The 26,365-nt window shown below is 72.8% G+C and carries 22 protein-coding genes; 15 read left to right on the top strand and 7 right to left on the bottom strand.

Annotated elements, in window-relative coordinates; translation table 11 throughout:
- Nucleotides 1-36 precede the first annotated feature (36 nt).
- Complete coding sequence (locus BLW04_RS16685) at nucleotides 37-1,212, top strand: YihY/virulence factor BrkB family protein (protein WP_091543626.1); 1,176 nt, start codon at nucleotides 37-39, stop codon at nucleotides 1,210-1,212.
- Between the two features lie 94 nt (nucleotides 1,213-1,306).
- Here BLW04_RS16685 and gcvT read toward each other — a convergent pair whose 3' ends face one another.
- Entirely contained in the window at nucleotides 1,307-2,425 is a 1,119-nt protein-coding gene (gene gcvT, locus BLW04_RS16680; protein WP_091543623.1) for a glycine cleavage system aminomethyltransferase GcvT, read from the bottom strand.
- Nucleotides 2,426-2,525: 100 nt separating this feature from the next.
- Between gcvT and BLW04_RS16675 the strand changes: the two genes are divergently transcribed.
- Complete coding sequence (locus BLW04_RS16675) at nucleotides 2,526-4,028, top strand: leucyl aminopeptidase (RefSeq protein WP_091543619.1); 1,503 nt, start codon at nucleotides 2,526-2,528, stop codon at nucleotides 4,026-4,028.
- A gap of 96 nt (nucleotides 4,029-4,124) precedes the next feature.
- Here the strand turns inward: BLW04_RS16675 and BLW04_RS16670 are convergent, their stop codons facing one another.
- Nucleotides 4,125-4,475 carry an oxidoreductase gene (locus tag BLW04_RS16670; protein ID WP_091543614.1) on the bottom strand — a complete coding sequence of 117 codons (351 nt, stop codon included), beginning with the start codon at nucleotides 4,473-4,475 and terminating at the stop codon, nucleotides 4,125-4,127.
- Between the two features lie 166 nt (nucleotides 4,476-4,641).
- Here BLW04_RS16670 and lpdA point away from each other — a divergent pair, with 166 nt between their 5' ends.
- From lpdA to BLW04_RS16655, 3 genes are all read left to right on the top strand, one after another.
- Complete coding sequence (gene lpdA, locus BLW04_RS16665) at nucleotides 4,642-6,024, top strand: dihydrolipoyl dehydrogenase (protein WP_091543612.1); 1,383 nt, start codon at nucleotides 4,642-4,644, stop codon at nucleotides 6,022-6,024.
- Nucleotides 6,025-6,093: 69 nt separating this feature from the next.
- On the top strand, nucleotides 6,094-7,968 hold the full coding sequence (sucB, locus tag BLW04_RS16660) for a 2-oxoglutarate dehydrogenase, E2 component, dihydrolipoamide succinyltransferase (protein ID WP_091543608.1): 1,875 nt from the start codon (nucleotides 6,094-6,096) through the stop codon (nucleotides 7,966-7,968).
- An 82-nt stretch (nucleotides 7,969-8,050) separates the two neighbouring features.
- Nucleotides 8,051-8,956, top strand: coding sequence for a TIGR01777 family oxidoreductase (locus tag BLW04_RS16655; protein ID WP_091543606.1), 906 nt, complete (start codon nucleotides 8,051-8,053; stop codon nucleotides 8,954-8,956).
- A gap of 58 nt (nucleotides 8,957-9,014) precedes the next feature.
- On the opposite strand, the gene BLW04_RS16650 is transcribed toward BLW04_RS16655, so the two are convergent.
- Complete coding sequence (locus tag BLW04_RS16650; RefSeq protein ID WP_091543603.1) at nucleotides 9,015-10,715, bottom strand: serine/threonine-protein kinase; 1,701 nt, start codon at nucleotides 10,713-10,715, stop codon at nucleotides 9,015-9,017.
- Nucleotides 10,716-10,834: 119 nt separating this feature from the next.
- Here BLW04_RS16650 and BLW04_RS16645 point away from each other — a divergent pair, with 119 nt between their 5' ends.
- The 3 genes from BLW04_RS16645 to lipB are packed head-to-tail and all read left to right on the top strand — an operon-like array spanning nucleotide 10,835 to nucleotide 13,488.
- Nucleotides 10,835-12,091, top strand: coding sequence for an FAD-dependent oxidoreductase (locus BLW04_RS16645; RefSeq protein WP_091543600.1), 1,257 nt, complete (start codon nucleotides 10,835-10,837; stop codon nucleotides 12,089-12,091).
- Nucleotides 12,091-12,825 carry a Type 1 glutamine amidotransferase-like domain-containing protein gene (locus BLW04_RS16640; RefSeq protein ID WP_091543597.1) on the top strand — a complete coding sequence of 245 codons (735 nt, stop codon included), beginning with the start codon at nucleotides 12,091-12,093 and terminating at the stop codon, nucleotides 12,823-12,825. The genes BLW04_RS16645 and BLW04_RS16640 overlap by 1 nt, the downstream gene beginning before the upstream one ends.
- Before the next feature lie 21 nt (nucleotides 12,826-12,846).
- Nucleotides 12,847-13,488, top strand: coding sequence for a lipoyl(octanoyl) transferase LipB (gene lipB, locus BLW04_RS16635; protein ID WP_091543720.1), 642 nt, complete (start codon nucleotides 12,847-12,849; stop codon nucleotides 13,486-13,488).
- Between the two features lie 56 nt (nucleotides 13,489-13,544).
- On the opposite strand, the gene leuS is transcribed toward lipB, so the two are convergent.
- Nucleotides 13,545-16,445: a leucine--tRNA ligase gene (leuS, locus tag BLW04_RS16630; RefSeq protein WP_091543591.1), complete on the bottom strand. Its 2,901-nt coding sequence runs from the start codon at nucleotides 16,443-16,445 to the stop codon at nucleotides 13,545-13,547.
- Nucleotides 16,446-16,986: 541 nt separating this feature from the next.
- Here leuS and BLW04_RS16620 point away from each other — a divergent pair.
- Both BLW04_RS16620 and BLW04_RS16615 read left to right on the top strand, forming a co-directional pair.
- Nucleotides 16,987-18,126 (top strand): CDP-glycerol glycerophosphotransferase family protein, encoded by a 1,140-nt coding sequence (locus BLW04_RS16620; RefSeq protein ID WP_091543582.1) that lies wholly within the window; start codon nucleotides 16,987-16,989, stop codon nucleotides 18,124-18,126.
- Entirely contained in the window at nucleotides 18,113-18,931 is an 819-nt protein-coding gene (locus BLW04_RS16615; RefSeq protein ID WP_091543578.1) for a phosphocholine cytidylyltransferase family protein, read from the top strand. The genes BLW04_RS16620 and BLW04_RS16615 overlap by 14 nt, the downstream gene beginning before the upstream one ends.
- 49 nt (nucleotides 18,932-18,980) lie before the next feature.
- Here the strand turns inward: BLW04_RS16615 and BLW04_RS16610 are convergent, their stop codons facing one another.
- Nucleotides 18,981-19,301: a diguanylate cyclase domain-containing protein gene (locus tag BLW04_RS16610; RefSeq protein WP_175484099.1), complete on the bottom strand. Its 321-nt coding sequence runs from the start codon at nucleotides 19,299-19,301 to the stop codon at nucleotides 18,981-18,983.
- Between the two features lie 21 nt (nucleotides 19,302-19,322).
- On the opposite strand from BLW04_RS16610, the gene BLW04_RS29200 reads away from it, so the two are divergent.
- From BLW04_RS29200 to BLW04_RS16595, 4 genes are all read left to right on the top strand, one after another.
- Nucleotides 19,323-19,457, top strand: coding sequence for a hypothetical protein (locus BLW04_RS29200; protein ID WP_256375488.1), 135 nt, complete (start codon nucleotides 19,323-19,325; stop codon nucleotides 19,455-19,457).
- 634 nt (nucleotides 19,458-20,091) lie between these two features.
- Nucleotides 20,092-21,597, top strand: coding sequence for a hypothetical protein (locus tag BLW04_RS16605; protein ID WP_139306875.1), 1,506 nt, complete (start codon nucleotides 20,092-20,094; stop codon nucleotides 21,595-21,597).
- Nucleotides 21,598-21,737: 140 nt separating this feature from the next.
- A complete protein-coding gene (gene lipA / locus BLW04_RS16600; RefSeq protein WP_091543717.1) occupies nucleotides 21,738-22,715 on the top strand; it encodes a lipoyl synthase in 978 nt (325 codons plus the stop codon).
- An 81-nt stretch (nucleotides 22,716-22,796) separates the two neighbouring features.
- Nucleotides 22,797-23,663, top strand: coding sequence for a DUF4191 domain-containing protein (locus BLW04_RS16595; RefSeq protein WP_091543562.1), 867 nt, complete (start codon nucleotides 22,797-22,799; stop codon nucleotides 23,661-23,663).
- 136 nt (nucleotides 23,664-23,799) lie between these two features.
- Here BLW04_RS16595 and BLW04_RS16590 read toward each other — a convergent pair whose 3' ends face one another.
- Nucleotides 23,800-24,225, bottom strand: coding sequence for an RDD family protein (locus BLW04_RS16590; RefSeq protein WP_091543558.1), 426 nt, complete (start codon nucleotides 24,223-24,225; stop codon nucleotides 23,800-23,802).
- Between the two features lie 168 nt (nucleotides 24,226-24,393).
- Between BLW04_RS16590 and glnA the strand changes: the two genes are divergently transcribed.
- Nucleotides 24,394-25,827: a type I glutamate--ammonia ligase gene (gene glnA / locus BLW04_RS16585; protein WP_091543555.1), complete on the top strand. Its 1,434-nt coding sequence runs from the start codon at nucleotides 24,394-24,396 to the stop codon at nucleotides 25,825-25,827.
- Between the two features lie 265 nt (nucleotides 25,828-26,092).
- Here glnA and BLW04_RS16580 read toward each other — a convergent pair.
- Nucleotides 26,093-26,365: chlorite dismutase family protein (locus BLW04_RS16580; protein WP_139306874.1), on the bottom strand; the 273-nt coding region annotated here is incomplete at its 5' end.

Genomic DNA, 26,365 nt, shown 5'->3' with positions numbered 1-26,365 from the left:
CGAGCACACCCACGACTGCAGAAGAAGGGCCACCAGATGGCTGACACCAAGCGGCCGGAGAGCGCCGTCGAGCGGATCCAGCGGCGGGTCCAGGAGAAGGCCGAGCGGCGGGCGGCTGTCCGGGTCGCCGGTGAGCGGGCGGCCGACGCCCCACAGCAGACCGGTGCCTCCTCGGCTACGTCGGTCCGGACCGAGCAGCGTGAGGCAGCCCGTCCGGCGCCCTCAGTGCCCAGCGAGAAAGAGCTGCCCGGCGTGCACGCGGAGAAGCCCACCGACATCCCGGCGCGGGGCTGGCTGCAGATCGTCCGGCGGGCGTGGGCGGAGAACAGCGCCGACAACATGCCCATCATCGGCGCCGGCGTGGCCTTCTTCGCCTTCCTGGCCGTCTTCCCGGCGCTGATCGCGACCATCTCCATCTACGGCCTGGTCGCCTCTCCGGCGCAGGTGACCTCCCAGATCGAGTCGCTGTCGGACCAGCTGCCGGAGAGCGCCCAGTCGCTGCTCACCGACCAGCTCACCAGCATCACGCAGAACAGCGGCGGCGCGTTGACGTTCAGCCTGATCATCTCGATCCTGGCGGCGCTCTGGAGTGCGTCGGGCGGCACCGGGAACCTGATCACCGCCGTGAACCTGGCCTACGACGAGGTGGAGACCCGCGGATTCGTCAAGCGCAAGGCGATCGCTCTCGGGCTCACGATAGGCGCGATCGTGTTCGTCCTGATCACCTTCGCGCTGATCGCCGTCGTCCCGGTGGTCCTCGACGCGCTGCCGCTCGGCATCGTCGGCACGATCCTGGCCCAGGTGCTCCGCTGGGTGCTGCTGCTGGGCGTCGTGGCCGGCTCCCTCGCCGTCCTGTACCGGCTCGCGCCGGACCGGGACGCGCCGAAGATGCGCTGGGTAAGCCTCGGCTCGGTCGTGGTCACCGTCATCTGGGCGGTCGTCAGCCTGCTGTTCAGCATCTACGTGGACAACTTCGGCTCCTACGACAAGACCTACGGGGCCATCGCCGGGGTCATCGTGCTGATGCTGTGGCTGTACCTGACCTGCTACCTGGTGCTTCTCGGCGCGGAGATCAACTCCGAGACCGAGCACCAGACCGCGGTCGACACCACGGAGGGCGACCCGGTGCCGATGGGCACACGGGACGCCACGATGGCCGACGAGTTGCCCGACCCGCCGGTGCCCACCAAGGAGAGCAAGCAGCACGCCTGACGCCCCGGGAGTGCGCCGTCCCGGCTGTGCCGAGCTCTGCGCTGTTCCGTCCGAGCAGACGCGGGGTGTTTCGCATGCCGCGTCGCTCGGACGGTCAACGCACGTGCGAGGGCACGAACGGCGGACGGCGGACCGTCACCGGCTGGGGCCGCCCCCGGACGTCGACGGCGACTTCGTCGCCCTCACCGACCCCGGTCGCGGTGTCCAGCAGCGCCAGGGCGATCCCGGTGCGCAGGGTCGGGGAGAACGTGCCACTGGTGACCTGCCCGATCACCGCGCCGTCGGCGCGGAGCACGGCCATGCCTGGGCGCGGGATACCCCGGCCCGCTGCCTGCAGCCCCCAGAGCCGGCGCGCCGGACCGGCCGCCTTTTCGGCGAGCAGCGCCTCCCGGCCCCAGAACGCCGGCTTCCCCCAACCGACGGCCCATCCCGACCGGGCCTGGTTGGGGGTGATCTCGTGCGAGAGCTCGTGGCCGTGCAGCGGATAACCCATCTCGGTGCGCAGGGTGTCGCGGGCACCGAGCCCGCACGGCCGGATGTGCTCGTGCTCGCCCGCGGCCAGGACGGCGTCCCACAGCGCCGGCGCCCACTCGGCGGCCACGAGCAACTCGTACCCGTGTTCCCCGGTGTAGCCGGTCCGGCAGACGGTCACCTCGTCCCCGCCGCCACCAGGGCTGTCGGCGAAGGACATGTAATCCAGCTCGGCGGGCAGCCCGACGGCCGCGAGCACCTCTGCGGACCGCGGGCCCTGCAACGCCAACACGGCCACCTCGGTGTGCCGGTCGGTCACTGTGATCCCCGCGGGTGCAGCAGCGGACAGCCGGGCCAGCACGTCGGCTGCGTTGGCCGCGTTGGGCACCAGCAGCACGTCGTCGGGCGCATGCAGGTAGACGATCAGGTCGTCGACCACACCACCGGCGTGTTCCCCCCCGTCGGGCAGGCAGCACAGCGTGTACTGCGCCTGCCCGGGGCCGATCCGGGACAGGTCGTTGGTCAGGCACGAGTCGACGAAGGCGGCCGCGTCCGGGCCGCGGACGGTGGCCGTCCCCAGGTGCGAGACGTCGAACAGACCCACGTTCTCCCGGACCGCCGTGTGCTCGGCGAGCACCCCGCCACCGGCGTACTCGATCGGCATGGACCAGCCGCCGAAGTCGGCGAACTTGGCGCCGGCTGCCACGTGCCGCTCGTGCAGGGGAGAGATCAGCGAACTCACCGGGACGACGCTAGTCCGGCCTCGCTGTAGGGGCCCGCGGCGAGCGTGCGAGGCGCGGGGGGCAGCGGGGTCCTTTGACTAGGATCGGCCCGTGCCGCCGATGATCTCTGCCACCGACCGCCCGCTCGAGAAGCTTTCCGCCGACGCCGTCGTCGTCGGCGTGGGCCAAGGACCCGACGGCGTGCTCAGCACACCAGGGGCCGACGCCGTGGACCGCCTGCTCGGCGGACGGCTGCTCGCAGCTCTCGCCGACCTGGGCGCGCGTGGCGCGGAGGACGAGGTCACCCGGCTGCCGACCTTCGGCCAGGGCCCCTTCCCCGTCGTGGCGGTCGCCGGCCTGGGCGCCACCCTGGCCGAGGGTGGTTACCGGCCGGAGGCAGTCCGTCGGGCCGCCGGTGCCGCCAGCCGCGCGCTGACCGGGCGCAGCTCGGTGGTCACGCTGCTCGCCGCCGTCGGTGGCACCCCGGACACCGAGCGGCTGCACGCGGTGGGCGAGGGCTCCCTGCTCGGCGCCTACGAGTTCACCGTCTACAAGTCCGGGCTGACCGCCGACCGCCCCGCCCCGCCGTCCTCGGTGGAGCTGGTCGTGCCCGACGCCGGGGCCACCAAGGCCGCACTCGCCCGGGTCCGCGCGGTGGCCGACGCCGTCGCCCTGGTGCGCGACCTGGTGAACACCCCGCCCAACGACCTCTACCCCGCCGAGCTCGCCGGCCGCGGCGCCGCGGCCGGCAAGAAGGTCGGGCTCTCGGTCGAGGTGCTGGACGAGCAGGCGCTGGCCGCCGGTGGATACGGCGGGATCCTGGCCGTCGGCGCCGGCTCGGCCCGGCCGCCGCGGCTGCTGCGGCTCGAGTACCGGGGCAAGAAGGCCAGGACGAGCGTCGCGCTGATCGGCAAGGGCATCACCTTCGACAGCGGTGGCATCTCGATCAAGCCGGCGCTGAAGATGGAGGACATGAAGAGCGACATGGCCGGCGCAGCCGCGGTGATCGCCACCGTGTGCCTGGTCGCCGAGCTCGGCCTGCCCGTCGACGTCACCGCCACCGTGCCGATCGCGGAGAACATGCCCAGCGGGGCCGCCTACCGCCCGGCCGACGTGGTCACCTTCCGCAACGGCCGGAAGGCCGAGATCACCAATACCGACGCCGAGGGCCGCGTGGTGCTGGCCGACGCGATCTGCCGTGCGGTCGAGGACTCCCCCGCGTACCTGCTGGAGACCTCCACCCTCACCGGTGCGCAGCTGGTCGCGCTGGGCACCCGTACCTCCGGGGTGATGGGCAGCGACGACCTGCGCGACGCAGTGGTGGCCGCCAGCGTCCGCAGCGGCGAGCCGATGTGGGCGATGCCGCTGCCGCCCGAGCTGCGCCGGGGCCTGGACTCCCCGATCGCCGACCTGGTCAACGCCAACGCCGACCGGATGGGCGGCATGCTCGTGGGCGGGCACTTCCTGTCCGAATTCGTGCCCGCCGGGCTGCCGTGGGCGCACATCGACGTCGCCGGGCCGGCCTACAACACCGGGGCGCCCTGGGGCTACACGCCCAAGGGCGGGACCGGCGTGCCCGTGCGCACCCTGCTGGCCACCATCGAGGCCCTGATCGCCGGCTGACCGGGCGAGCGGGCGTGGCATGCGCAGCATCCCGCGCTCCGCTCGGGCGAAACAGCAGGACGCTTGGCGCAGCCGAGGCCTGGCCCTCGGCGAGCGTTAGCTCAGCTTGTTCTTCTGCTGGGCGCTCCAGTCCCGCATGCGCTGCGGGTAACCGGTCACCTGCGCGTCGTACACCGGGACGCTGAGGTCGCGGGACAGCTTGCGGGCGGTCTCAGGCCCGTCGATCCGCCGGCGGGTCCACTCCCCGTCGGCGGCGACCAGCAGGATGGTGGTCTCGGTGACTGCCGTACGCGGCTCCACGTAGCCTTCAACCCCCCGCCGGGTGGCGACGAACCGCTCCAGGTGCGCGAGATCCGCCGAGCCGGAGGCACGGTCCAGTGTGCTGCCCCGGTCGCGGCCCCCACCGCCTGTACTGCGGCGACCGCGCAGCCGGTCGAACAGCCCCATCGCGTGCTCCCGTCCCTGGTCCGCGGCCGATGCCCACGGCGCCCCTGGCACGCCAACGGTGCATTCGAACGCGGCGTTCCCGGAAGTGGCAGGATGGGGCGGCGCACGACCACCGTGTCCGGCAGGGTCAGTCCCTGTCGGCCCACCAGCACCTGAGGAGCCACCTGTGAGCGCACCGACCACCCCCGCTGACCTGGTCATCCTCGGTGGTGGCTCCGGTGGCTACGCCGCCGCCCTGCGCGCGGCCGAGCTCGGCCTGTCGGTCGTCCTCATCGAGCAGGACAAGGTCGGCGGCACCTGCCTGCACCGCGGCTGCATCCCGACCAAGGCTTTGCTGCACAGCGGGGAGGTCGCCGACAGTGCCCGCGAGGGCGAGCAGTTCGGCGTCAAGACGTCGCTGGCCGGCATCGACATGGACGGCGTCAACGCCTACAAGGACGGCGTGGTCTCCCGGCTCTACAAGGGCCTGCAGGGGCTGATCAAGAGCCGCAAGATCACCTACGTCGAGGGCGCGGGCAAGCTGGTCTCCGCCACCGCGGTCCAGGTCGGCGACCAGACCTACGAGGGCCGCCACGTGCTGCTGGCCACCGGCTCGTACGCCCGGTCGCTACCCGGCATCGAGACCGACGGCACCAAGGTCATCACCAGCGACCATGCGCTCCAGCTCGACCGCGTTCCCAGCTCGGCGATCATCCTCGGCGGCGGGGTCATCGGCTGCGAGTTCGCCAGCGCGTGGAAGTCCTTCGGCGTCGACGTCACCATCGTCGAGGGCCTGCCGCACCTCGTGCCGCTGGAGGACGAGTCCTCCTCCAAGCTCCTCGAGCGCGCCTTCCGTCGCCGCAAGATCGACTTCTCGCTCGGCAGCCTGGTCTCCGGCGTGCAGACCACCACCGACGGGGTGAAGGTCTCCCTGCAGAACGGCAAGGAGTACGAGGCCGAGCTCGTCCTGGTCGCCGTCGGCCGGGGACCGACGAGCCAGGGGCTGGGCTACGAGGAGGCCGGGGTCGCCATGGACCGCGGTTACGTCCTCGTCGACGAGTACTGCCAGACCAACGTGCCGACCATCTCCGCCGTCGGCGACCTCATCCCCACCCTGCAGCTGGCCCACGTCGGCTTCGGCGAGGGCATCTTGGTCGCCGAGCGGCTGGCGGGTCTGCCCGTCGTGCCCATCGACTACGCCGGCGTCCCGCGGATCACCTACTCCGAGCCGGAGGTCGCCTCCGTCGGCCTCACCGAGGCGCAGGCCAAGGAGAAGTACGGCGACGGCGTCGAGGTGCTCACCTACGACCTCGGCGGCAACGGCCGCAGCCAGATCCTCAAGACCGCCGGCGCGGTGAAGCTGATCCGCGCTGCCGATGGTCCGGTGGTCGGCGTGCACATGGTCGGCAGCCGGGTCGGCGAACTCATCGCCGAGGCGCAGCTGATCTACAACTGGGAGGCCCTGCCCGACGAGGTCGCCCAGCTGATCCACCCGCACCCGACCCAGAGCGAGGCCCTCGGCGAAGCCCACCTGGCGCTGGCTGGCAAGCCGCTGCACGCGCACAGCTGATCGTCGGGCTCCGGCCCGGTCCGCCACACCCCTACCTGTACTGCCACGACCTGAGGAGACCTGCCTTCGATGCCGACGTCCGTCACCATGCCCGCCCTGGGCGAGAGCGTCACCGAGGGCACGGTCACCCGATGGTTGAAGCAGGAGGGTGACCAGGTCGAGGTCGACGAACCCCTCCTGGAGGTCTCCACCGACAAGGTGGACACCGAGATCCCCTCTCCCGCGGCCGGCGTCCTCACCAAGATTCTGGTGGCCGAGGACGAGACCGTGGACGTCGGCGCGGAGCTCGCGGTGATCGGTGGCGACGGCGGCGGCGGTGACGCGGGTGGCCCCGCGGAGCAGGTCCCCGCGCAGCCGGCCCCGACCGAGGAGGCCCCCGCGCAGGAGGCCCCCGCGCAGGAGGCCCCCGCGCAGGAGGCTCCGGCGGAGCAGGCCGAGCCGGCCGCCGCGCAGCCGGTCGCGTCCGGGTCGGCCGACTCCGGCTCCGGTGGCGGCTCGACCGGCGGTGGCGAGGGCACCTCGGTGACCATGCCGGCGCTGGGCGAGAGCGTCACCGAGGGCACCGTCACCCGCTGGCTCAAGGCCGTCGGGGACGAGGTCACCGCCGACGAGCCGCTGCTCGAGGTGTCCACGGACAAGGTCGACACCGAGATCCCCGCGCCCGTGTCCGGCACCCTCCTGTCGATCAGCGTCGCCGAGGACGAGACGGTGGACGTCGGTGCCGAGCTCGCCGTGATCGGCACCGCCGGTGGCACGCCGGCCTCGGCCCCGGCCGCTCCGGCCCCCGCTGAGGCCCCGTCAGCCCCGGCGTCCCCGGCGTCGACCGCCGGCTCGGCGGAGTCCGACTACAGCGGCCCTGCGCCCGAGGCCGAGGTCGCCACCACGCCGGAAGCCAAGGAACCGGCACCGGCACCGAAGGCCCCCGCCGCCGCCCCCGCGGCCCCGTCGACGCCGGCCCCCGCGGCCGCCTCCGCCGATGGCGCGGCCGGCGATGGCGCGGCCGGCGCCTACGTCACCCCGCTGGTGCGACGCCTGGCCGCCGAGCACGGCGTCGACCTGTCCTCGGTGCAGGGCACCGGGGTCGGTGGCCGCATCCGGAAGCAGGACGTGCTTGCCGCCGCCACGCCGGCTGCTCCCGAGGCGCCGGCCGCGCCGGCCACGGCGGCGCCTGCCGCTGCGGCGGGCAAGCCGTCGGCCGCGGCGAGCCAGGACCCGTCGCTGCGGGGGCGCACCGAGAAGCTGTCCCGGCTGCGGACGGTCATCGCCCGCCGGATGGTGGAGTCGCTGGAGATCAGCGCCCAGCTGACCACCGTGGTCGAGGCGGACGTCACTCGGATCGCGCGCCTGCGCGACCAGGCGAAGGCCGACTTCGGCGCACGCGAGGGCGTCAAGCTGTCGTTCCTGCCCTTCTTTGCCAAGGCCGCGGTCGAGGCGCTCAAGGTGCACCCGAGCGTCAACTCGTCGGTCGACCTCGAGGCCGGCACCGTCACCTACCACGACTCCGAGAACCTCGGGGTGGCAGTGGACACCGAGCGCGGCCTGCTGGTGCCGGTCATCCAGAGCGCCGGTGACCTGAGCCTCGCCGGGATCGCCCGCAAGATCGCCGACCTGGCCGAGCGGACCCGCACCAACAAGGTCACCCCGGACGAACTGGGGGGCGGCACGTTCACACTCACCAACACCGGAAGCCGGGGTGCGCTGTTCGACACCCCGATCATCAACCAGCCGCAGGTCGCGATCCTCGGTGTCGGGTCGGTCGTGAAGCGCCCGGTCGTGGTGCAGGACCCCGAGCTCGGTGAGGTCATCGCGGTCCGCTCGATGGTCTACCTGGCGCTGACCTACGACCACCGGATCGTCGACGGTGCCGACGCCGCCCGCTTCCTCACCACGGTGCGCGAGCGCCTGGAGGCAGGGCAGTTCCAGGGCGAGCTCGGGCTCGCCTGACCTGCCTCGATCGGGGCCCCAGCGGATTCGCCGGGGCTCCGTCGTCGTCTTCCGCCCCGGCGCGTCTGCCCAGGAGGCTCCTTTGAAGGTCGCGATCACCGGCTCCTCCGGGCAGATCGGCCGTCGGCTGGTACCGACCTTGGCCGCCGACGGCCACGAGGTGATCCGCCTGGTCCGGCGCACCCCGCGACGGGCCGACGAGCACCGCTGGGACCCCCAGCACCGGCGGATCGACCCGGCGCTGCTCTCCGACGTCGACGCCGTCGTCCACCTGGCAGGTGTGGGGGTCGCCGACCACCGCTGGAACGCCCGGCACAAGGGCGCGGTGCTGGAGAGCCGGGTCGATGGGACCGCCACCGTCAGCCAGGCCCTGGCCGACGCCGCCGCCGCGGACCCCACCCGGGACCGCGTGCTGCTTTCCGGCTCGGCGGTGGGCTGGTACGGCGACACCGGCGATCGGGTGGTCGACGAGTCGGCGCCGCCAGGCGAGGACTTCCTGGCCCGCGTCTGCGTCGCCTGGGAAGCGGCGACAGCGCCTGCCGTCGACGCCGACGTCCGGGTCGCCACGCTGCGCACCGGGCTGGTGCTCGGATCTGGTGGCCTGCTCGCTCGGATGCTCCCCTTGTTCCGGCTCGGCCTCGGCGGGCGGCTGGGTTCGGGACGGCAGTACATGCCCTGGATCAGCCTGACCGACGAGGTCGACGCCATCCGGTTCCTGCTCACCGCGCCGGTGTCCGGCCCGGTCAACCTCAGCGCCCCGACGCCGGTGACCAACGCCGAGTTCACCGCAGCGCTCGGCCGGGTGGTGCACCGGCCGGCGGTGCTCCCGGTCCCCGGCGCGGCGCTGCGGGTGGTGCTCGGTGAGTTCGCCCGGGTGGGTGTGCTGGCCGGCCAACGAGCGGTGCCCGGTGCGCTGACCGCTGCCGGCTTCTCGTTCACCCACCGCGACCTCGAGGCAGCATTGCGGGCGGAGGTCCGGCAGGGCTGAGCCCGCCGGGCGCCACCGGCCCGGAACGACCGGGCGCCCCGGCCGTCGGACACCGGGCTCAGCTCCGCCGCGTGGCGTCGACGATGCGCCACCCCCGGTCGATGTGGTGCAGGGTCATCCGCACCTCGGCCGGTCCGCGACCGGCCACCTCCCGGGCCGCACGCCCGGGGTCCCGCGCCGGGACGAGGCGGTACCCGGGCACCTCGTCCACCAGGTCGACGACCACCGACCTGTCGTCGCCGGTCACCGCGGTCACCTGGCGCACGGCCGGCGCGAACCCCATGACCGTCTCTCCGGCCGCGGCCAGCGCAGACACCTGCTCGGCGTCCCGCCGCAGCAACGCACTGTCAACGCTGTAGACCTCGGACAGGGCGGCCGCGTCGCCGGCGGTGTAGGCACCGGAACGGCGCGCGTAGAGCTGACCGAGCAACGCCGCCCAACCATCCAGGTCCCCCGTGCCCAGCTCGCTGACGGACGTCGGTGTGCCCGACGGGGACGGCGCGGCCGGGGACGGCGCGGCCGTGCTCCGCACCGGCTCGGCCGTGGTCGTGCTGCCCGAGGCCGCGGGCCCGGGCGCCTGCCTCTCCACCCCAGCCATCTCCGCCGCCGGCACCGGGTCGATCCGGCCCCCACCCCACCCGGCGCCCAGCCAAGCCGCTCCCACCAGGGCCCCGGCCACGGCCACGACGGCAGTGAGCGTCACGGCGCAGCGCCGCAGCACCGGCCCGAGCCGCTCACGCACGGGCACCGGCTCGGCGGCGGTCCCGCCCCGGACCCGTGTGAGCGCCCGACGCGCGCCGGCCAGCCGGCTCGGGACCACCGGCGCGGCGTGTGCCGCCCCAGGGCGACGGCCGCCGACCTGGTGGGTCAGCTCTGTCCGGGGGCCACGTCCGGTCAATCCCAGCACCTCGTCCGGGACACCCGGGGCGGGCAGCCGGACCGGTTCCGGCCGGCACGCGTGCCGGAGGTCCAGGGCGAAGGCGGCCGCCGAGCCCCGCAGGTGCGGCTCCAGGGACAAACCACGCTCCACCACGCGCACCAGATCGGCGGGCGCATCGGGAGCCAGCAGCGCGAGGTCGGGCACCTCCCCCCTGGACGCCACGGCGAGGGTGCCGGCGGGGTCGGCGGCGTTCCACGGCGCGATCCCGGTCAACGCGTGGAAGGCGGCCGCCGCCACACCGAACACGTCGGAGGCGGGGCCGGGCGCACCGCCCCTGGCGACGACCGGATCGACGTACGCCGGCGTGACCTCGGCCCGGCCGACCTCCCCCACCACCCGTGCGGTGCCCAGGTCGGTGAGCACCGGACGGCCCTCGGCGGTGAACACCACGTTGCCCGGAGACAGGTCTCCGTGCACGACGCCGCGGCCGTGGGCCTGGGCGAGGGCCGCGGCCACCGGCGCGACCGTGGTGACCACCTCGCCGGGGCGCAGCCGGCCGCGGCGGGCCAGTAGCGAGGCCAAACTCCCGCCGGCCAGCAGGTCCAGCACCAGGGCGACCTCCGTGCCGCCACCGCGCACCTCGCGGCGCACCACCCGATGCAGCCGCACCAGGTGCGGATGGTTCAGCTCGCTGAGCATGGCCGCCTCGCGGACCTGGCGCTCCGGGTCGCCGCGGACGAGCACCTTCACCGCGACCGGCGCCCCACCACCGCGGGGGCGGGCCCGCCACACCTCACCGGACCCACCCCGGCCGAGCAGCTCCTCCAGGACGTAGCCGGGCACCACCGGAAACGGCCGGACCACGGGATCGACGGGCATGCCGGGGACGGTAGGGCGCACGGCCGACCTTGTGCCGGCGTCGTCCACAGGCCTGGTCGCCGTCCACAGGCCGGGACGCCCGGCAGGTCCCCGACCCACGGGACGCCTAGGTTCGGGACATGCCGCTGCCCGCCCGTGCCGAGGTCGTCGTCGTCGGAGCGGGCCTGGCCGGCCTGTCGGTGGCAACGCGACTGGCCGCCGCCGGCCGCGACGTGCACGTCGTGGACGCTGCCGCGCACGCCGGCGGACGGCTGTCCAGCGAGCGGATCGACGGCTTCCTGGTCGACCGCGGCTTCCAGGTTTTCAACACCGGTTACCCCCGGGTCGCCGACCTCGACGTCGACGCGCTGGACATGGGCTGGTTCGGGACCGGGGCGACCGTGTGGGCCGACGGCCGGGCGCACTCCGTGGTCGACCCGCGGCGGCACCCCGCCGGCACCTGGGAGACGGTCCGCTCGCCGCTGGGGTCCCTGCTCCGCAAGGCCGCCATCGCCGGCTTCTCCGTCCGGGCCGGCTACGAGCCGGTCACCCGGCTGTTGTCCGCCCGCGAGCGCAGCGCCGAGCAGGCGCTGCGCTCCGCCTGCGTCGGCGAGGTGGCGATGGAGCGGTTCTTCCGGCCGTTCCTGGCCGGCGTGCTGTTGGAGTCGGCGCTGGAGACCTCCAGTCGCTACCTCGACCTGGTCTGGCGCAGCTTCATCCGCGGCCGGGTCGGGCTGCCGGCCGCCGGCATGCAGTCGGTGGGTGAGCAGCTCGCCGGCCGACTGGACCCCGATCGGGTGCACCTGTGCGTCCGGGTGGAGCAGGTCGACGGGAGGTCGGTGCGCACCGCCACCGGGACGACGACCGCGGACGCCGTCGTGGTGGCCACCGACCCGGACACGGCCGCCGCGCTGATACCGGTTGTCGAGGCATCCGCGCCCCGTCAGGTGACCACGCACCTGCACGTGCTGCCGGCCTCACCCTGGCAGCACCCGCTCATCGTCCTGGGCACCCCCGGCGGGCGGCTGGTCAACTCCGTCGTGGTGTCCGACGCCCAGCCTGCCTACAGCCCCGACGGGCGCGCCCTGGTGGCCAGTTCCACGCTGACCCCAACCAGGGAAGCCGAGGTGCGGGAGGAGGTCGCCCGCGCCCAGGGCGTGTCGTCGGCCGATCTGGAGCACCTGACCAGCGTCACGGTGACCGGCGCCCAGCCGGCCGCCACTCCCCCGCTGCAGCTCCGCCGCCCGGTCGACCTCGGCGGTGGCCTGTTCGTGTGTGGCGACCATCGGGACACACCCTCGATCCAGGGGGCGATGGCCAGCGGCGCCCGGACGGCGCGGGCCGTTCTCCGCCGCCTCTCCCCGACCGCTGCCGTGCCGACCGGTGGTCCCGCCTGATGCCCGCCACCGCCCCCACCGTGTTGGCAACCAGCATCGGCTTCGACTCCCGCAGCCGCGGGCCCTACGACTGGGCGCCCGGTCCCGTCTTCGACCTGGCGTTCGAGCTGGCCGGTGCGCCGGGCCGGCCGAAGGTCTGCTACCTGGGCACCGCCACCGGTGACGACCCGGCGCGGGTGGGCGGCTTCTACGGTGCCTTCGCGGGCGGGGACGTCGCCGCCTCGCACCTGAGCCTGTTCAGCATGCCCACCGTGGCCGACGTCCGGACGCACCTGCTGGCCCAGGACGTGGTCTGGGTGGGCGGCGGCAGCGTGGCCAACCTGCTCGCGGTCTGGCGGGTGCACGGGCTGGACGAGGTGTTCCGCGAGGCCTGGCAGGCCGGGGTCGTACTGGGCGGGGTCTCGGCCGGATCACTGTGTTGGCACGTGGGCGGGACCACCGACTCCTTCGGCCCCGACCTGCGCGCGGTCACCGACGGCCTCGCGCTGCTGCCGTTCTCCAACAGCGTCCACCACGACTCCGAGGAGCAGCGCCGGCCGCTCTACCGGCAGCTCGTCGCCGACGGCATCCTCCCGGCCGGGTACGCCACCGAGGACGGGGTGGGCCTGGTCTACCGCGGCACCGAGCTCGCCGAGGCCGTCGCCGACCGCCCCGGCAAGGTCGCCTACCGGGTCGTGCCCGGTGCCGACGGCACGGTGATCGAGACCTGCATCGAGCCCCGCCGGCTCCGATGAGCCCGGCATAAGGTGGAGGTCATGAGCGAGCTGACCGTCGTGCGCGCGGGTCTGGTCCCCTACGAGCAGGCGTGGGCCAGGCAGCGCGAGGTCCACGAGCAGCGGGTCGCCGGCACCGGGCCGGACACCCTGCTTCTGCTGGAGCATCCCCCCGTCTACACCGCCGGAAAGCGCACGTTGCGGCACGAGCGTCCCTTCGACGGCACTCCGGTCGTCGACGTCGACCGCGGCGGCAAGATCACCTGGCACGGTCCTGGCCAGCTGGTCGGCTACCCGATCGTGGCGCTGCCCGACCCGGTTGACGTCGTCGCGCACGTCCGCCGGATGGAGACCGCGCTGATGGAGGTGTGCGCGGGCTTCGGGCTGGCCACCGAACAGGTGGAGGGCCGCAGCGGGGTGTGGGTGCGAGCCGACGAGCGGGGTCCCGACCGCAAGGTGGCCGCCATCGGCGTCCGGGTCGCCCGCGGAGTGACGATGCACGGGTTCGCCCTGAACTGCGACCCCGACCTGGCGGCTTTCAGCAACATGGTGCCCTGCGGCATCCCCGACGCCGGGGCCACCTCGCTGACCGCCGAGCTGGGCCGGGACGTGACCGTCGCCGAGGCGATCGACCCGGTCGAGGCGGCGATGCGCCGGGTGCTGGCGCCGGTCCTAGCCAGCTGAGCCCCGGGCGGAGGTGGCCGGCGCAGGCGACCTGCACCGGCGCCTCCTCCACGTTCTCAGCCCAGGACGAAGTTGACCAGCCGGCCCGGCACGACGACCACGCGTCGGACGGTCGCCCCGTCCAGGTATCCGGTGATCCGTTCGTCGGCCCGGGCGGCCGCCTCCAGGGCGGCTGCATCCGCGTCCGCGGGCACCGACACCTGCGCGCGCACCTTGCCGTTGACCTGCACGGCGACCTCCACGGTGTCGTCCACCAGCCAGCGCTGCTCGGCGACCGGGAACTGCGCCCACGCCACGGAGTCCGGGTGGTCCAGCCGCGACCACATCTCCTCGGCCACGTGCGGTGCCAGCGGGGCCAGCAGCAGGACCAGTGGTTCGGCCACCGAGCGGGGCACCGCCGTGCCGGGGCCGAACGCCTGGGTCAGGTGGTTGGTCAACTCGGTGATCCGGGCAATGGCGATGTTGAACCGCAGCGTCCCCATGCCGTCCCGCACGGCCTCGATCGCCCGGTTCAGCGCCCGCGAGGTGCCGGCATCCGGCTCGGTGTCGGCGACCCGGGGCTGCCCGGTCTCCTCGTCGACGACCACCCGCCACACCCGCTGCAGCAGGCGCTGCGAGCCGACGACGGCCTTGGTTTCCCACGGCCGGGACTGCTCCAGCGGGCCGGTCGACATCTCGTAGACCCGGAAGGTGTCCGCGCCGAAGGCCTCGATCATCTCGTCCGGCGTCACCATGTTCTTCAGGCTCTTGCCGATCTTCCCGTACTCCCGGTTGACCGGCTCGCCGTCGTGGAAGAACTGTCCGTCGCGCTCCACGACCTCGGCGGCCGGCACGTAGAAACGGCGCGCGTCGGTGTAGGCGAAGGCGGAGATGTAGCCCTGGTTGACCAGGCGGCGGAAGGGCTCCTCGCTGCTCACGTAGCCCAGGTCGAACAGCACCTTGTGCCAGAACCGGGCGTACAGCAGGTGCAGCACCGCGTGCTCCACACCACCGACGTACAGGTCCACCCCGCCGGTGTCCCCGGCCGAGCGCGGACCCATCCAGTAGCGCTCCAGCGCCGGGTCCACGAACCGCTCGTCGTCGGCGGGGTCGAGATAGCGCAGGTAGTACCAGCACGAGCCGGCCCAGTTGGGCATCGTGTTGGTCTCGCGGCGGTAGGTCTTCGGACCGTCGCCCAGGTCCAGGGTGACCGTGACCCACTCGGTCGCGCGGGACAACGGCGGTTCGGGCAGCGAGGTGTCGTCGTCGTCGGCGAACGTCTTCGGCGAGTAGTCGTCGACCTCGGGCAGCAGCACCGGCAGCATTGACTCGGGGACGGCGATCGGCAGGTCGTCGGAGTCGTAGACGATGGGGAACGGCTCGCCCCAGTAGCGCTGCCGGCTGAACAGCCAGTCGCGCAGCTTGTAGGTCGTCGTCGCCTCGCCGTGCCCGTGTGCGACCAGCCATTCGGTGACCGTGGCGATGGCGCCGGCCTTGTCCAGCCCGTCCAGGGACAACTGGTCGTTGGAGGAGTTGATCATCGGGCCGGAGCCGGTGTACGCGCCGCCGTCGAAGGCGGCCGGCGGCTGCACGGTGCGGACGACGGGCAGCCCGAAGGCCTGCGCGAACTCCCAGTCGCGGGTGTCCTCACCGGGCACCGCCATGATCGCGCCGGTGCCGTACCCGGTCAGCACGTAGTCGGCGATGAACACCGGCAGGTCGCGCCCGGTCAGCGGGTTCACCGCGGTCGCGCCCAGCCAGACACCGGTCTTCTCCCGGCCCTCGGCCTGCCGGTCCAGCTCCGAGCGGCGGGAGGCCTGCCGCTGGTAGGCGGCCACGGCCTCGGCCGGGGTCGCGGCACCGCCGGTCCACCGCGGGTCGACGCCGTCGGGCCAGTCGGCCGCGGCCAGCGCCTCGACCAGCGGGTGCTCGGGCGCCAGCACCAGGTACGTGGCGCCGAACAACGTGTCGGGCCGGGTGGTGAACACCTCCACCGATTCCGGCCCCACCGGGAAGGCGATCCGCGCGCCGGTGGAGCGGCCGATCCAGTTGCGCTGCATCTGCTTGAGCGAATCCGACCAGTCCAGCCGGTCCAGATCGCTCAGCAGGCGCTCAGCGTAGGCGGTGATCCGCATCATCCACTGGGTCAGCGGACGCCGGAAGACCGGGAAGTTGCCGCGTTCGGAGCGGCCGTCGGCGGTGACCTCCTCGTTGGACAGCACCGTGCCCAGCCCGGGGCACCAGTTGACCGGCGCCTCGTGCCGGTAGGCCAGCCGGTGGGCGTCGACCACCTGGCGACGCTCGACCTCGGACAGCTCGGCCCAGACCCGGCCCTCGGGCAGCGTGCCCGGCGCCGACTGACGCGTACCGGCGTCCAGCTCGGCGACCAGCTCGGTGATCGGGCGTGCCTGCCCGCGGCCACCGTCGGCGTCCGGGTCGAACCACGCCTCGAAGAGCCGGGTGAAGATCCACTGGGTCCACTTGTAGTAGCCCGGGTCGATGGTGGCGAAGGTGCGCCGGATGTCGTGGTCGACGCCCAGCCGCCGCAGCTGCGCCGCGATGGCCTCGATGTTCGCCTCGGTGGTCACCCGCGGGTGCTGGCCGGTCTGCACCGCGTACTGCTCGGCCGGCAGCCCGAAGGCGTCGTAGCCCATCGGGTGCAACACGTTGTGGCCGTCCATGCGCAGGAAGCGGCTGGTCACGTCGGTGCCCAGGTAGCCCAGCGGGTGGCCGACGTGCAAACCGGCGCCGGAGGGGTACGGAAACATGTCCATCACGAAGGCCTTGGGGCGGTCGGCGACCCGCTCGAACCCCTCGCTGAGCGCTCCGGTCGGGTTCGGCGTGTGGAAGGTCCCCTCACCCTCCCAGCGGTCCTGCCAGGCGAGCTCGATGGACTGCGCCAGGGCCGGGGTGTACCGGTGGGGAGGCACCCCATCGGCGGTCGGCTCGGTGGTCGGCTGGCTGGCCGGCTGGCTCATCTCGGGTGCTCCTGGGTCCTCGTACCGGCGGCGGGCAGAAAAAAACCCCTCACGCAGGAGGGGTCGCCGTGCTGTCTGATCGGATCAGGTCAGCACGGCCGGAGAAGGAGGAACCCGCCGGTCACAGCCCCCAGCCTACCGCGGGGACGGCGCTGCGCCGTCCCCGCGGTAGGCTGGGGGCGCGGGAGGTGGCCAGCGTCACCCGGCCAACCCCTTGCCACGGGCGGTCCCCGTCCGTACATCATGGAGCATCGGCGCTGTTCCTCAGCGTCGTTCCCGCCGCCGGCTCGCGAGACCGGTGGTGCCCGGGACGCACGACGCAGAAGAAGCGCCCACCCCGCCCGGCCTCCCGGCGCACGGTGTCCCCTTCCCTGCTCGGCGAGCACCGCGGCCGCGTCCCGCGGTCCGCGACGTGCCGCCCGGGCCGCGTCGCAGGCGCCCGGCGCGCCACCGTGGCAGCCACCGTCGACCGCCCCGTGGAGGACGCGCAGATGACCCACCGCACCCTGCTCGACCATCGCACGCTCGGCACGACGTCGCGGTGAAGATCGTCTGGAACAGCTTCTCGGGGCGCTACTCCGACAGTCCGCGGGCGCTCTACGAGGCGCTGCTCGGCCGGGGCGACGAGTTCTCGCACGTCTGGCTGGTCCGCCCGGACCGGCTGGGGGATTTCCCCTCCGACGTGGCGACGGTGGTGTATGGCAGCCCCGAGGGCCGGGCCGCCCTGGAGTCGGCCGACATCGTCGTCGCCAACAACGGCATCTCCCTCGACTGGGACAAGCAGCCGGGGGCGACGTACCTGCAAACCTGGCACGGCACGCCGCTCAAGCGGATGCACCAGGACGTCAGCTGCCCGCCGGCAGGCCGGCTGGCCGCCCTGGACGCCGACGTCGCCCGGTGGGACCACCTGCTGTCACCCAACGCTGCGAGCACCCCCCGGCTGCGGAGCGCCTTCGGCTACCGGGGGCCGGTCCACGAGACCGGCTACCCCCGCAATGACGTCCTCAGCTTCCCCGAGCGGGACCGGCTGCGCGCCGAGGTCCGGGCGCGGCTCGGGATCGCCGACGGGGTCACCGCCGTCCTCTACACCCCGACCTGGCGCGACGACCTCGTCCTGGCGGTCGGCCGGCCCGACCACGCCTTCCCACCCGACTTCGACGAGCTCGTCCGGGGCCTCCCGGCCGACCACGTGCTGCTCCTCCGGCTGCACACGATGGTGTCCGACCGCCCGGCGGTCGCCGAAGGCGCACCGGTCCTGGACGTCTCCGACCACCCGGACGTCCGCTACCTGTACCTGGCCGCCGACGTGCTGGTGACCGACTACTCCTCCACGATGTTCGACTTCGCCGTCACCGGGCGGCCGATCATCCACTTCACGTACGACATCGAGCACTACCGGGACGAGCTCCGGGGCTTCTACTTTGACCTGGCCGAGGCCGCGCCCGGACCGCTGCTGACCACCAGCGCGGAGGTCCTGGCGGCCCTGGCGGACGCGGACCGGGAACCGGCGGAGCGCACAGCCCGTTATGCGCGGTTCCGGCAGACGTTCTGCTCCCTTGAGGACGGCCGCGCCACCGACCGGGTCATCGCCCGTTTCTTCCCGCCGGCCGCCGCCGGACCGAACCCCCTGACCACCCCCGCACCGCAGACCGAACGAGGAGATGAGCATGCGCACCGCTGAGCCGATCTGGACCCACGGCCGTGATCGCCAGGCGCGCGCGCCGGTCACCCGTCCAGCACCCCGGACCCACCGCGTCCCGCAGGTGGTGATCCTGGCCGCGGGCATGGGCACCCGGCTGGGCCGCTCGCTGCCCAAGCCGCTGACCCCGTTGATGGACGGCCGCAGCATCATGCAGCAGCAGCTGGACGGCATCCGTGAGGTTTTCGGCCCCGCGGCCCCGGTCACCGTCGTCGTCGGCTACCGGAGCAAGGCGATCATGCGGGCCCAGCCGGACCTGCTGTTCGCGTTCAACCCTGACTTCGCCACGACGAACACCTCTCAGAGCCTGTTCCGGGCGCTGCGGACGTCGCAGCCCGGCGGCGTGCTGTGGCTCAACGGCGACGTGGTGTTCGACCCCGCCGTCCTGGACCAGACGACGGCACTGGTGGACGTCGACCAGAGCTTCGTCTGCGTGGACACCGCCACGGTGGCCGACGAAGAGGTCAAGTACACCGTCGACGGCGACGGCTTCATCGTCGAGCTGTCCAAGACCGTCGTCGGTGGACTGGGCGAGGCTGTGGGCATCAACTACGTCTCCGCGACCGACAAGCCCGCGCTCATTGAGCACCTCGCGGCCTGCGCGGACACCGACTACTTCGAGCGCGGCATGGAGACCGCCATCCAGCAGGCCGGGCTGCGCTTCCGCCCGCTGGACATCTCCCAGTTCTCCGCTGTGGAGGTGGACTTCGAGAGCGACCTGGAGCGGGCCAACACCTGGCTGAGCTCGCGGGCCAGGCTGGAGCCGCTGGCCGGCGGGTTCAGCTGAGCCACGCGGTGGCCGCCGATCCCGAGGGCGAGCTCACCGCGGGGGCTCGTTAGCCGGCCGCCAGATGGATCTCGCGGCGTGCCCCGCCACCCTGCCTGGCGGCGTACATCGCGGCATCGGCCTGGGCCAGAACCCGCTCCGGATCAGCGCCGGTGGGGGCGATCGCGATACCGGTGCTGACCGACACGATCAGACCCTCACTCGCCTCGCAGCAGGCGGCCACCCCGGCCTGGATCCGATCGGCAAGCGCCGTGGCCCCCGGCGCACAGGCGGCCGTGTCCTCGCAGACGATGACGAACTCGTCCCCGCCCCACCGGGCCACGGTGTCGGCAGGGCGGACCAGCCCGGCGAGGCAATCGGCGACCGCCACCAGTAGCCGGTCCCCGGCCTCGTGACCTGGCGCGATACGACCATGCGGGTGGTGCTGGAAGAGGGCGACCGGCTCGACATCGACAGAGACGTCTTGGAGGCCGCGGTCACCGTGGTGCAGAAGAGCTGCGATGCCAGCCTGGTCCAGATCAGGTAGTTCTTGGTGAGGTCGGTGAGGGAGAAGGAGTCGTCCACCGTCAGCCGACCGCTGCCGGCCAGCGCCTGCACCTCCTCGGGACTGGCACCGTCACCGGTTGCCAGGTACCGGCCGATCAGATCGGTACCGAGGCTGCAGGTGCGCCCGATGATCGGGACCACGTCGTCATACGTCAGGCCGTAGGACCAGCTCCGTCGCGACCAGTCCGCGACGACGGCAGCGCCCACCTCGGCGGCTCTGCTCTGGACCGCACGGCCCAGGGTCACCTGCAGCCGCGCGGAGGCGGCGAGGTGGACTACCCGCCGACCACCCTGTCAGCACTCGTCATGAGCGATACATCGGCGCGGACGGACCAGATTTGAACCAACCTCACCCCGCCGGGCGGGATGGAGCGCTGACTCGCCATCGGCCGGCCACGCCGACGCGAGCAGTGCATCAGCCCAGCTGCGGAGCCACCTCGGAGGTCGTCGCAGGGGGCGCCCATCTGGGGTTCGGTGAAGATCCGTAGCTGCACGGGGAGGAACGCTGACCAGCTCCGGCCCCGTCCCGCCGGGGACGACCCCGCCCCCGGGGTGTGCCCACCGCCGATGGCGGGCAGGATGATCGGGAGACGATCAACTCGGAGGTGCTTCCAGTGTTCCGCAACAAGAGCCGGGCCCAGGTCATCGGTGCCGAGTTCCAGGAGGGCTTCGCCCACATCGGCGCGGCGGTGACCGAGGCCGGGCGCGCGACGGCGGAGCACCTCGGTCCGCGGGTCGAGGCGGCCGCCAAGGCCGCCCAGCAGGCCTACGCCGCCGACCTCGCTCCCAAGGTGGAGGCGGCGGTCGCCGCCCTCGGCCCCCGTCTGGACGCCGCGCTGGAGGTGCTCGAGCCGCGCGTCGAGGCCGCCCAGAAGACGGTCGTGGCGGCGCAGAAGACCTTCGCGCCCCGCCTCGAGGAAGCTCAGAAGACACTCGCCCCACACCTGGAGGCGGCCCAGAAGGCCTACGCAACCGACGTCGTCCCGCGGCTGGAGGCGGCGAGCAAGACCGCGCGGGCGAACCTCGACGTCGCCCTCGCCGCCGCCGTGCCACGCATCGAGGCCGCCCGCGAGGCCGCCGGGCCCACGCTGGAGGCCGCTGCCCGGGCCACCCGGGCCAACATCGAGACCGCCGTCGCCAGCGCGGGTCCCCGGTGGGAGGTGGCCCGCGACGCTGCGGCACCCAGGCTCGCGGCCGCCGGTTCCGCCGCCGCCGCGTATGCGGCCCCGCTGGTCGCCGCGGCCCGGGAGGCCGCGGGCCCGGTCCTGGAGAACGCCCGGGGCTCGCTGACCAACGCAGCGACCCAGTCGGCGGCGGCCGGCACCGCGGCGCTCGCCGCCGCAGAGGCCGCCCGCGACCAGGCCGCCGTCAAGGCGGTCGCCCTGCGGGCAGCGGCCGAGGCCAATGCCCAGGTCGCCAGCGCCAAGGCCGAGCAGCTGGGCAAGAAGGCCGACAAGCTCACCACCAAGGCACGCAAGAAGCGCGTCGAGCTGGAGAAGGCGACCGCCAAGGCCCGCAAGCAGACCGCCAAGCGGGCAGCCGCCACGGCCACCACGGTCAAGCGCCGGGTGGGCATCGAGGAGCCGCCGCCGCGCCGCTGGCCGTGGCTGCTGGCGGTGCTGGCCATCGTCGCCGGGGTGGCCGTCGTCCTGCGGAAGAAGAACACCGACGACCCCTGGACACCGGCGCCGACCGGCGACGGCCCCGTTCCCAACTACCGAGAGGACCCCGTGCCCAGCGCCCCGAGCAACCCGTCCACCCCCGCCGGGGGGACCGCGAGCCCCCAGTCGCAGGGCGGCAAGGTCGTCTCCTCGGCCCAGTCGGCCCCCGGCGATGCCACTCCCCCAGAGACCGATCTCGGCACCCAGGAGGCACAGCTGGCCCGCGGTTCCGAGGCGCGCACCTACGACGACCGGCCCACCCCCGCCACCAGCACCCACAACGACCCCGACGCGCCGGTGACCACCGCGGGGCCCGCGGGTGGGTCGGTGACCGAGGGTCCCGACGGCGTCGACCCGACGACCGACGCGACCAACGTCACCGACACACCCCGCGGCCCGGCCGGTACGCCGGTGGCCGACCGCGGCGTCGAGCCCGGGGGCGGCGGCAACAAGGCCTGACCCGCAGGCCCGACGAAAACGGGCCCGGTGCTCCTCCCCGCGCGGGAGGCGGCACCGGGCCCGTTCGCGTTCCCGCCGGGAACGGCGACCGCCTCCGGCGACCAGCGGGCGGGCCGGCCCCCGGGAGTACCGTGCTGACCATGAGCGAGGCGTCGACGACCACCCCGGGGGGGGCGTCCCGGATCGAGCCGGCCGGCCGGAAGCTGCTGCGTCTGGAGGTCCGCAACAGCGAGACCCCCATCGAGCGCAAGCCCGCCTGGATCAAGACCAAGCTGAAGACCGGCCCCGAGTACACCGAGCTGAAGTCCCTGGTGCGCCGCGAGGGCCTGCACACCGTGTGCGAAGAAGCCGGCTGCCCCAACATCTACGAGTGCTGGGAAGACCGCGAGGCCACCTTCCTCATTGGCGGCGACCAGTGCACCCGGCGCTGTGACTTCTGCCAGATCGACACCGGCAAGCCCGCCGACTTCGACGCCGACGAGCCGCGCCGGGTGGCCGAGAGCGTGGCCACCATGGGGCTGCGCTACGCCACGATCACCGGCGTCGCCCGCGACGACCTGCCCGACGGCGGGGCCTGGCTGTACGCCGAGACGGTGCGGCAGATCCACGCGGCCGTCCCCGGCTGCGGTGTCGAACTGCTCATCCCCGACTTCAACGCCGAGCCCGACCAGCTGGCCGAGGTGTTCTCCTCCCGGCCCGAGGTGCTGGCACACAACGTGGAGACGGTGCCGCGCATCTTCAAGCGGATCCGCCCCGGCTTCCGCTTCGAGCGGTCCCTGTCGGTGATCACCGCTGCCCGCGAGGCCGGCCTGGTCACCAAGTCCAACCTGATCCTGGGCATGGGCGAAGAGCCACACGAGGTCGTGGAGGCGATGCAGGCCCTGCACGAGGCCGGCTGCGACCTGCTGACCATCACCCAGTACCTGCGCCCCAGCGTCCGGCACCACCCGGTGGTCCGGTGGGTCAAGCCCGAGGAGTTCGTCGAGTTCTCCGCCGAGGCGGAGCGGATCGGCTTTGCCGGCGTGCTGGGCGGGCCGCTGGTGCGCAGTTCCTACCGCGCCGGCCGGCTCTACCAGCAGGCCGCCGAGGCCCGCGGGCTCAGAGTCACCACCGCCTGAGCCCCTCGGCCCGCTGCAGGGGCCCGGCGCGAGCTCGCGAGTGGCGGGGGGCAGCGGGTCCTTTGACTATCCTCTACAGACATGGCACGCAGCAGGTCCACCGACACTCCCGCCCCCACCGGCAAGGCGGGCCGGGGTCCGGCCGGTGCGCCCGGACGGAGCACCGGCGCCACCGCCGTGGGCGCCGGCAAGGGCGCTCCCGGCAAGAGCGGCACAAAGTCGCCGAAGGCGGCGAAGCTGGGCAAGGACGGCAAGCCCAAGGTCGGCCGGGTGGCCAAGCTGAAGAGTCAGGTCGGGATGATCGGCCAGGCCTACAAGCTCACCTACAAGAACGATCCGAAGCTCCCCTGGATCATGCTGATCGCCTTCGTGGTGGTCGTGGCCGTGGTCGAGCTGATCGGCATCCTGCTCGACTCCCCGTTCCTGCTCCTGCCCATCGCTGTCCTGCTGGGCCTGCTGGCTGCGCTGATCATCTTCGGACGACGGGCGCAGGGATCTGCCTATCGTCAGGTGGAGGGCCAGCCCGGCGCCGCGGCATGGGTGCTCGAGGGCATGCGCGGCGACTGGCGGGTCGCCTCAGGCGTCGCCGGCACCCGCGAGCTGGACGCCGTGCACCGCGTGCTCGGCCGGCCCGGCGTCGTCCTCGTCGGAGAGGGCGCCCCGCAGCGGGTCCGCGGGCTGATCGCGGCGGAGAAGCGCCGCATCTCCAAGGTCGTCGGCGACACTCCCATCTACGACGTCAGCGTGGGCGACGCCGAGGGGCAGGTCCCGCTGAAGAAGCTCAACTCCCATGTGGTGAAGCTGCCCCGCAACCTCACCGGCGCCGAGGTCAATGCCCTGGCCAAGCGGATGTCCGCGCTCGGTGGCGCCCGTCCCCCGGTGCCCGGCGGACCGCTGCCCGGCGGCAAGCAGATGTCGGTCAGCCAGCGCCAGGTCCGCCGGAGGTAAGTCTCGAGCCCCGCCGAGCGTGCTGGGCTCCGTGGGACCGGCGCGGGGCCGCAGGCTCCCGACGGGAACGCGGGCAACGACTCAATGTCGGCCAGGACGGCACATGGACGCGGTGCGGCCCGGGGTCGCGGTGTGCTCAGCCCCTCTCCCGGACGACGGCGGTGTCGGTCAGCCGGTCGTGCAGGCCGCGCCCGTCACCGTCGACGACGAGGGCCGGCACCAGCAGGACCAGCAGCCCGGTCCGAACGACGGCGCGCCACGGCGCCAGCCGCCGTCCCTGCTGCGGGTGGGCCAGCCGCAGTCCCAGCAGCCGCATGCCCGGCGTCTGCCCGGTGACCACCAGGAAGACGACGGTCATCACACCGAAGGTCAGCAGGCTCCAGTTGCCCGGCAGATCCGGGGCGGTCACCAGCCCGGTCGCCAGCGCCGAAGCGAACGCGTCGACAACGAAGGCGCCGGCGCGCCGACCGAAGCCGGCCAGCGAGCCCGGGCCCTCCCGCGGCAGCCCCAGCGCTGCGCCGCGGACGCGGTGCTGAGAGGCTGGTACCGACTCGTTCGCCATGTCCGTCAGGGTAGGGCGCGATCCGCCGGCCCCCCGGCGGCGCGTGCTCCACTCCCGTCGGCGACACGCCGAAAGCCGACGTTACGGCGACGAAACACAGGGGTCACCCCTGAGCAACTCCCCGCTCGTAGTTTCCCGCTGAGCTGGCCGTCCACTCCCGGAGGATCGATGTTCAACAGTCCCGACGAGGTCACCGCGTACATCCGCGACAACGACGTGAAGTTCGTCGACGTCCGGTTCTGCGACCTCCCCGGCGTCATGCAGCACTTCACCATCCCGGCGGAAACCTTCGGCCCGGACACCTTCGCCGACGGCCTGGGCTTCGACGGTTCGTCCATCCGCGGTTTCCAGGCGATCAACGAGTCCGACATGCTGCTGCTCCCCGATGCCAGCAGCGCGTTCGTGGACCCGTTCCGCACCTACAAGACGCTGAACGTGAACTTCTTCATCCACGACCCGATCACGCGTGAGGCCTACAGCCGCGACCCGCGCAACGTGGCAAAGAAGGCCGAGGCCTACCTGGCCAGTTCCGGGATCGCCGACACCGCGTACTTCGGCCCGGAGGCCGAGTTCTACGTCTTCGACTCGGTGCGGCACAACACCAGCATCAACGAGGGCTACTACCACATCGACGCTATCGAGGGTTCTTGGAACTCGGGCTCGCTGACCGGGGAGAACGGCGGCCCGAATCTGGGCTACAAGACCCGGCAGAAGGGCGGCTACTTCCCCGTGGAGCCGGTCGACCACCAGAGCGACCTGCGGTCGGCGATGATGGTCAACCTGGCGAATGCCGGGCTGGAACTCGAGCGGGGCCACCACGAGGTGGGTACCGGCGGGCAGGCCGAGATCAACTACAAGTTCGACACCCTGCTGCGTTCGGCCGACAGCCTGATGCTGTTCAAGTACATCATCAAGAACACCGCCTGGGCGCACGGCAAGTCCGCGACATTCATGCCCAAGCCGCTCTTCGGTGACAACGGCTCGGGGATGCACTGCCACCAGAGCCTGTGGAAGGACGGCGAGCCGCTGTTCGCCGCCGAGACCGGCTACGCCGGCCTGTCGGATATGGCCCGGCACTACATCGGCGGCCTGCTCAAGCACGCCCCGTCGCTGCTGGCGTTCACCAACCCGACGGTGAACAGCTACCACCGGCTGGTTCCTGGCTTCGAGGCGCCGATCAACCTCGTCTACTCCGCGCGCAACCGCTCGGCGTGCACCCGCATCCCGATCTCGGGGGACAACCCGAAGGCCAAGCGCATCGAGTTCCGGGTGCCCGACCCGTCGGCGAACCCGTACCTGGCCTTCTCGGCGATGCTGATGGCCGGCCTGGACGGCGTCAAGAACAAGATCGAGCCCCCGGCCCCGGTCGACAAGGACCTCTACGAGCTGCCGCCCGAGGAGGCCCTCGGCATCGAGAAGGTGCCGGCCTCGCTGGACGCCGTCCTCGACCGGCTGGAGGTCGACCACGACTACCTGCTCGACGGTGGCGTGTTCACCTCCGACCTGATCGAGACCTGGATCGAGTACAAGCGGGAGAACGAGATCACTCCGATCCGGCTGCGCCCGCACCCGCACGAGTTCGCGATGTACTACGACCTCTGACGGAGTGCACCGTCTGACCTGCTGTTTTTCGTAGCCCTGATCCCGCTCCACCACGATGACCCGATGACCGGCCCTGCCGAGCAAGCCGGCCAACGTCGGACCAGCGATGCCCGCACCCGCGATCACCACCCGCAGCGGACGTCGACGCACTAACGGAACCGAACGCCGCGGCCCACCGCCGAGCACGCTGCAAGCTCGCAGAGCCACCGCGCTTCGTCCGATAGCCGATCGGCCAACGAGACGGGGGTGAGGGCTCTGACGTAGCTCAGCATGCGAGGCGGATGTCGACTTCGCGTTCCACGTAGTCCCACTCCGGGGTCGCGCGGAGCCGGGACACCAGCTCCTCGAACGCAGGCGCGTCTCGGGGGACGTACTCGAACCAGGTGAGGAAGTCGAAGGGCTCGTCCAGATCCCGGCCGTGGTAGAGCCGGCGGGCCACCGCAGGCAGGTACTGCATCCCGATGGCGATGTGGTGGGAGGTCTCCTCAAACAGCTCCCGCCGCTCGTCCTGGGCCAGAGCCCACCACGCGTGGGACTT

It is taken from the genome of Modestobacter sp. DSM 44400, from assembly GCF_900107175.1.
Lineage (GTDB): Bacteria > Actinomycetota > Actinomycetes > Mycobacteriales > Geodermatophilaceae > Modestobacter.
This window is presented reverse-complemented; position numbering and strand designations above follow the sequence as displayed.

Bases quoted from the DNA above. Each gene is read 5' to 3' on its own strand.
- BLW04_RS16670 (WP_091543614.1), bottom strand. From the start codon at position 4,475: ATGGGGCTGTTCGACCGGCTGCGCGGTCGCCGCAGTACAGGCGGTGGG.
- BLW04_RS16590 (WP_091543558.1), bottom strand. From the start codon at position 24,225: ATGGCGAACGAGTCGGTACCAGCCTCTCAGCACCGCGTCCGCGGCGCA.
- BLW04_RS16650 (WP_091543603.1), bottom strand. From the start codon at position 10,715: ATGCCCGTCGATCCCGTGGTCCGGCCGTTTCCGGTGGTGCCCGGCTAC.
- BLW04_RS16595 (WP_091543562.1), top strand. From the start codon at position 22,797: ATGGCACGCAGCAGGTCCACCGACACTCCCGCCCCCACCGGCAAGGCG.
- lipA (WP_091543717.1), top strand. From the start codon at position 21,738: ATGAGCGAGGCGTCGACGACCACCCCGGGGGGGGCGTCCCGGATCGAG.
- sucB (WP_091543608.1), top strand. From the start codon at position 6,094: ATGCCGACGTCCGTCACCATGCCCGCCCTGGGCGAGAGCGTCACCGAG.
- glnA (WP_091543555.1), top strand. From the start codon at position 24,394: ATGTTCAACAGTCCCGACGAGGTCACCGCGTACATCCGCGACAACGAC.
- lipB (WP_091543720.1), top strand. From the start codon at position 12,847: ATGAGCGAGCTGACCGTCGTGCGCGCGGGTCTGGTCCCCTACGAGCAG.
- leuS (WP_091543591.1), bottom strand. From the start codon at position 16,445: ATGAGCCAGCCGGCCAGCCAGCCGACCACCGAGCCGACCGCCGATGGG.
- BLW04_RS16685 (WP_091543626.1), top strand. From the start codon at position 37: ATGGCTGACACCAAGCGGCCGGAGAGCGCCGTCGAGCGGATCCAGCGG.
- BLW04_RS16645 (WP_091543600.1), top strand. From the start codon at position 10,835: ATGCCGCTGCCCGCCCGTGCCGAGGTCGTCGTCGTCGGAGCGGGCCTG.
- BLW04_RS16675 (WP_091543619.1), top strand. From the start codon at position 2,526: ATGATCTCTGCCACCGACCGCCCGCTCGAGAAGCTTTCCGCCGACGCC.
- BLW04_RS16640 (WP_091543597.1), top strand. From the start codon at position 12,091: ATGCCCGCCACCGCCCCCACCGTGTTGGCAACCAGCATCGGCTTCGAC.
- BLW04_RS16615 (WP_091543578.1), top strand. From the start codon at position 18,113: ATGCGCACCGCTGAGCCGATCTGGACCCACGGCCGTGATCGCCAGGCG.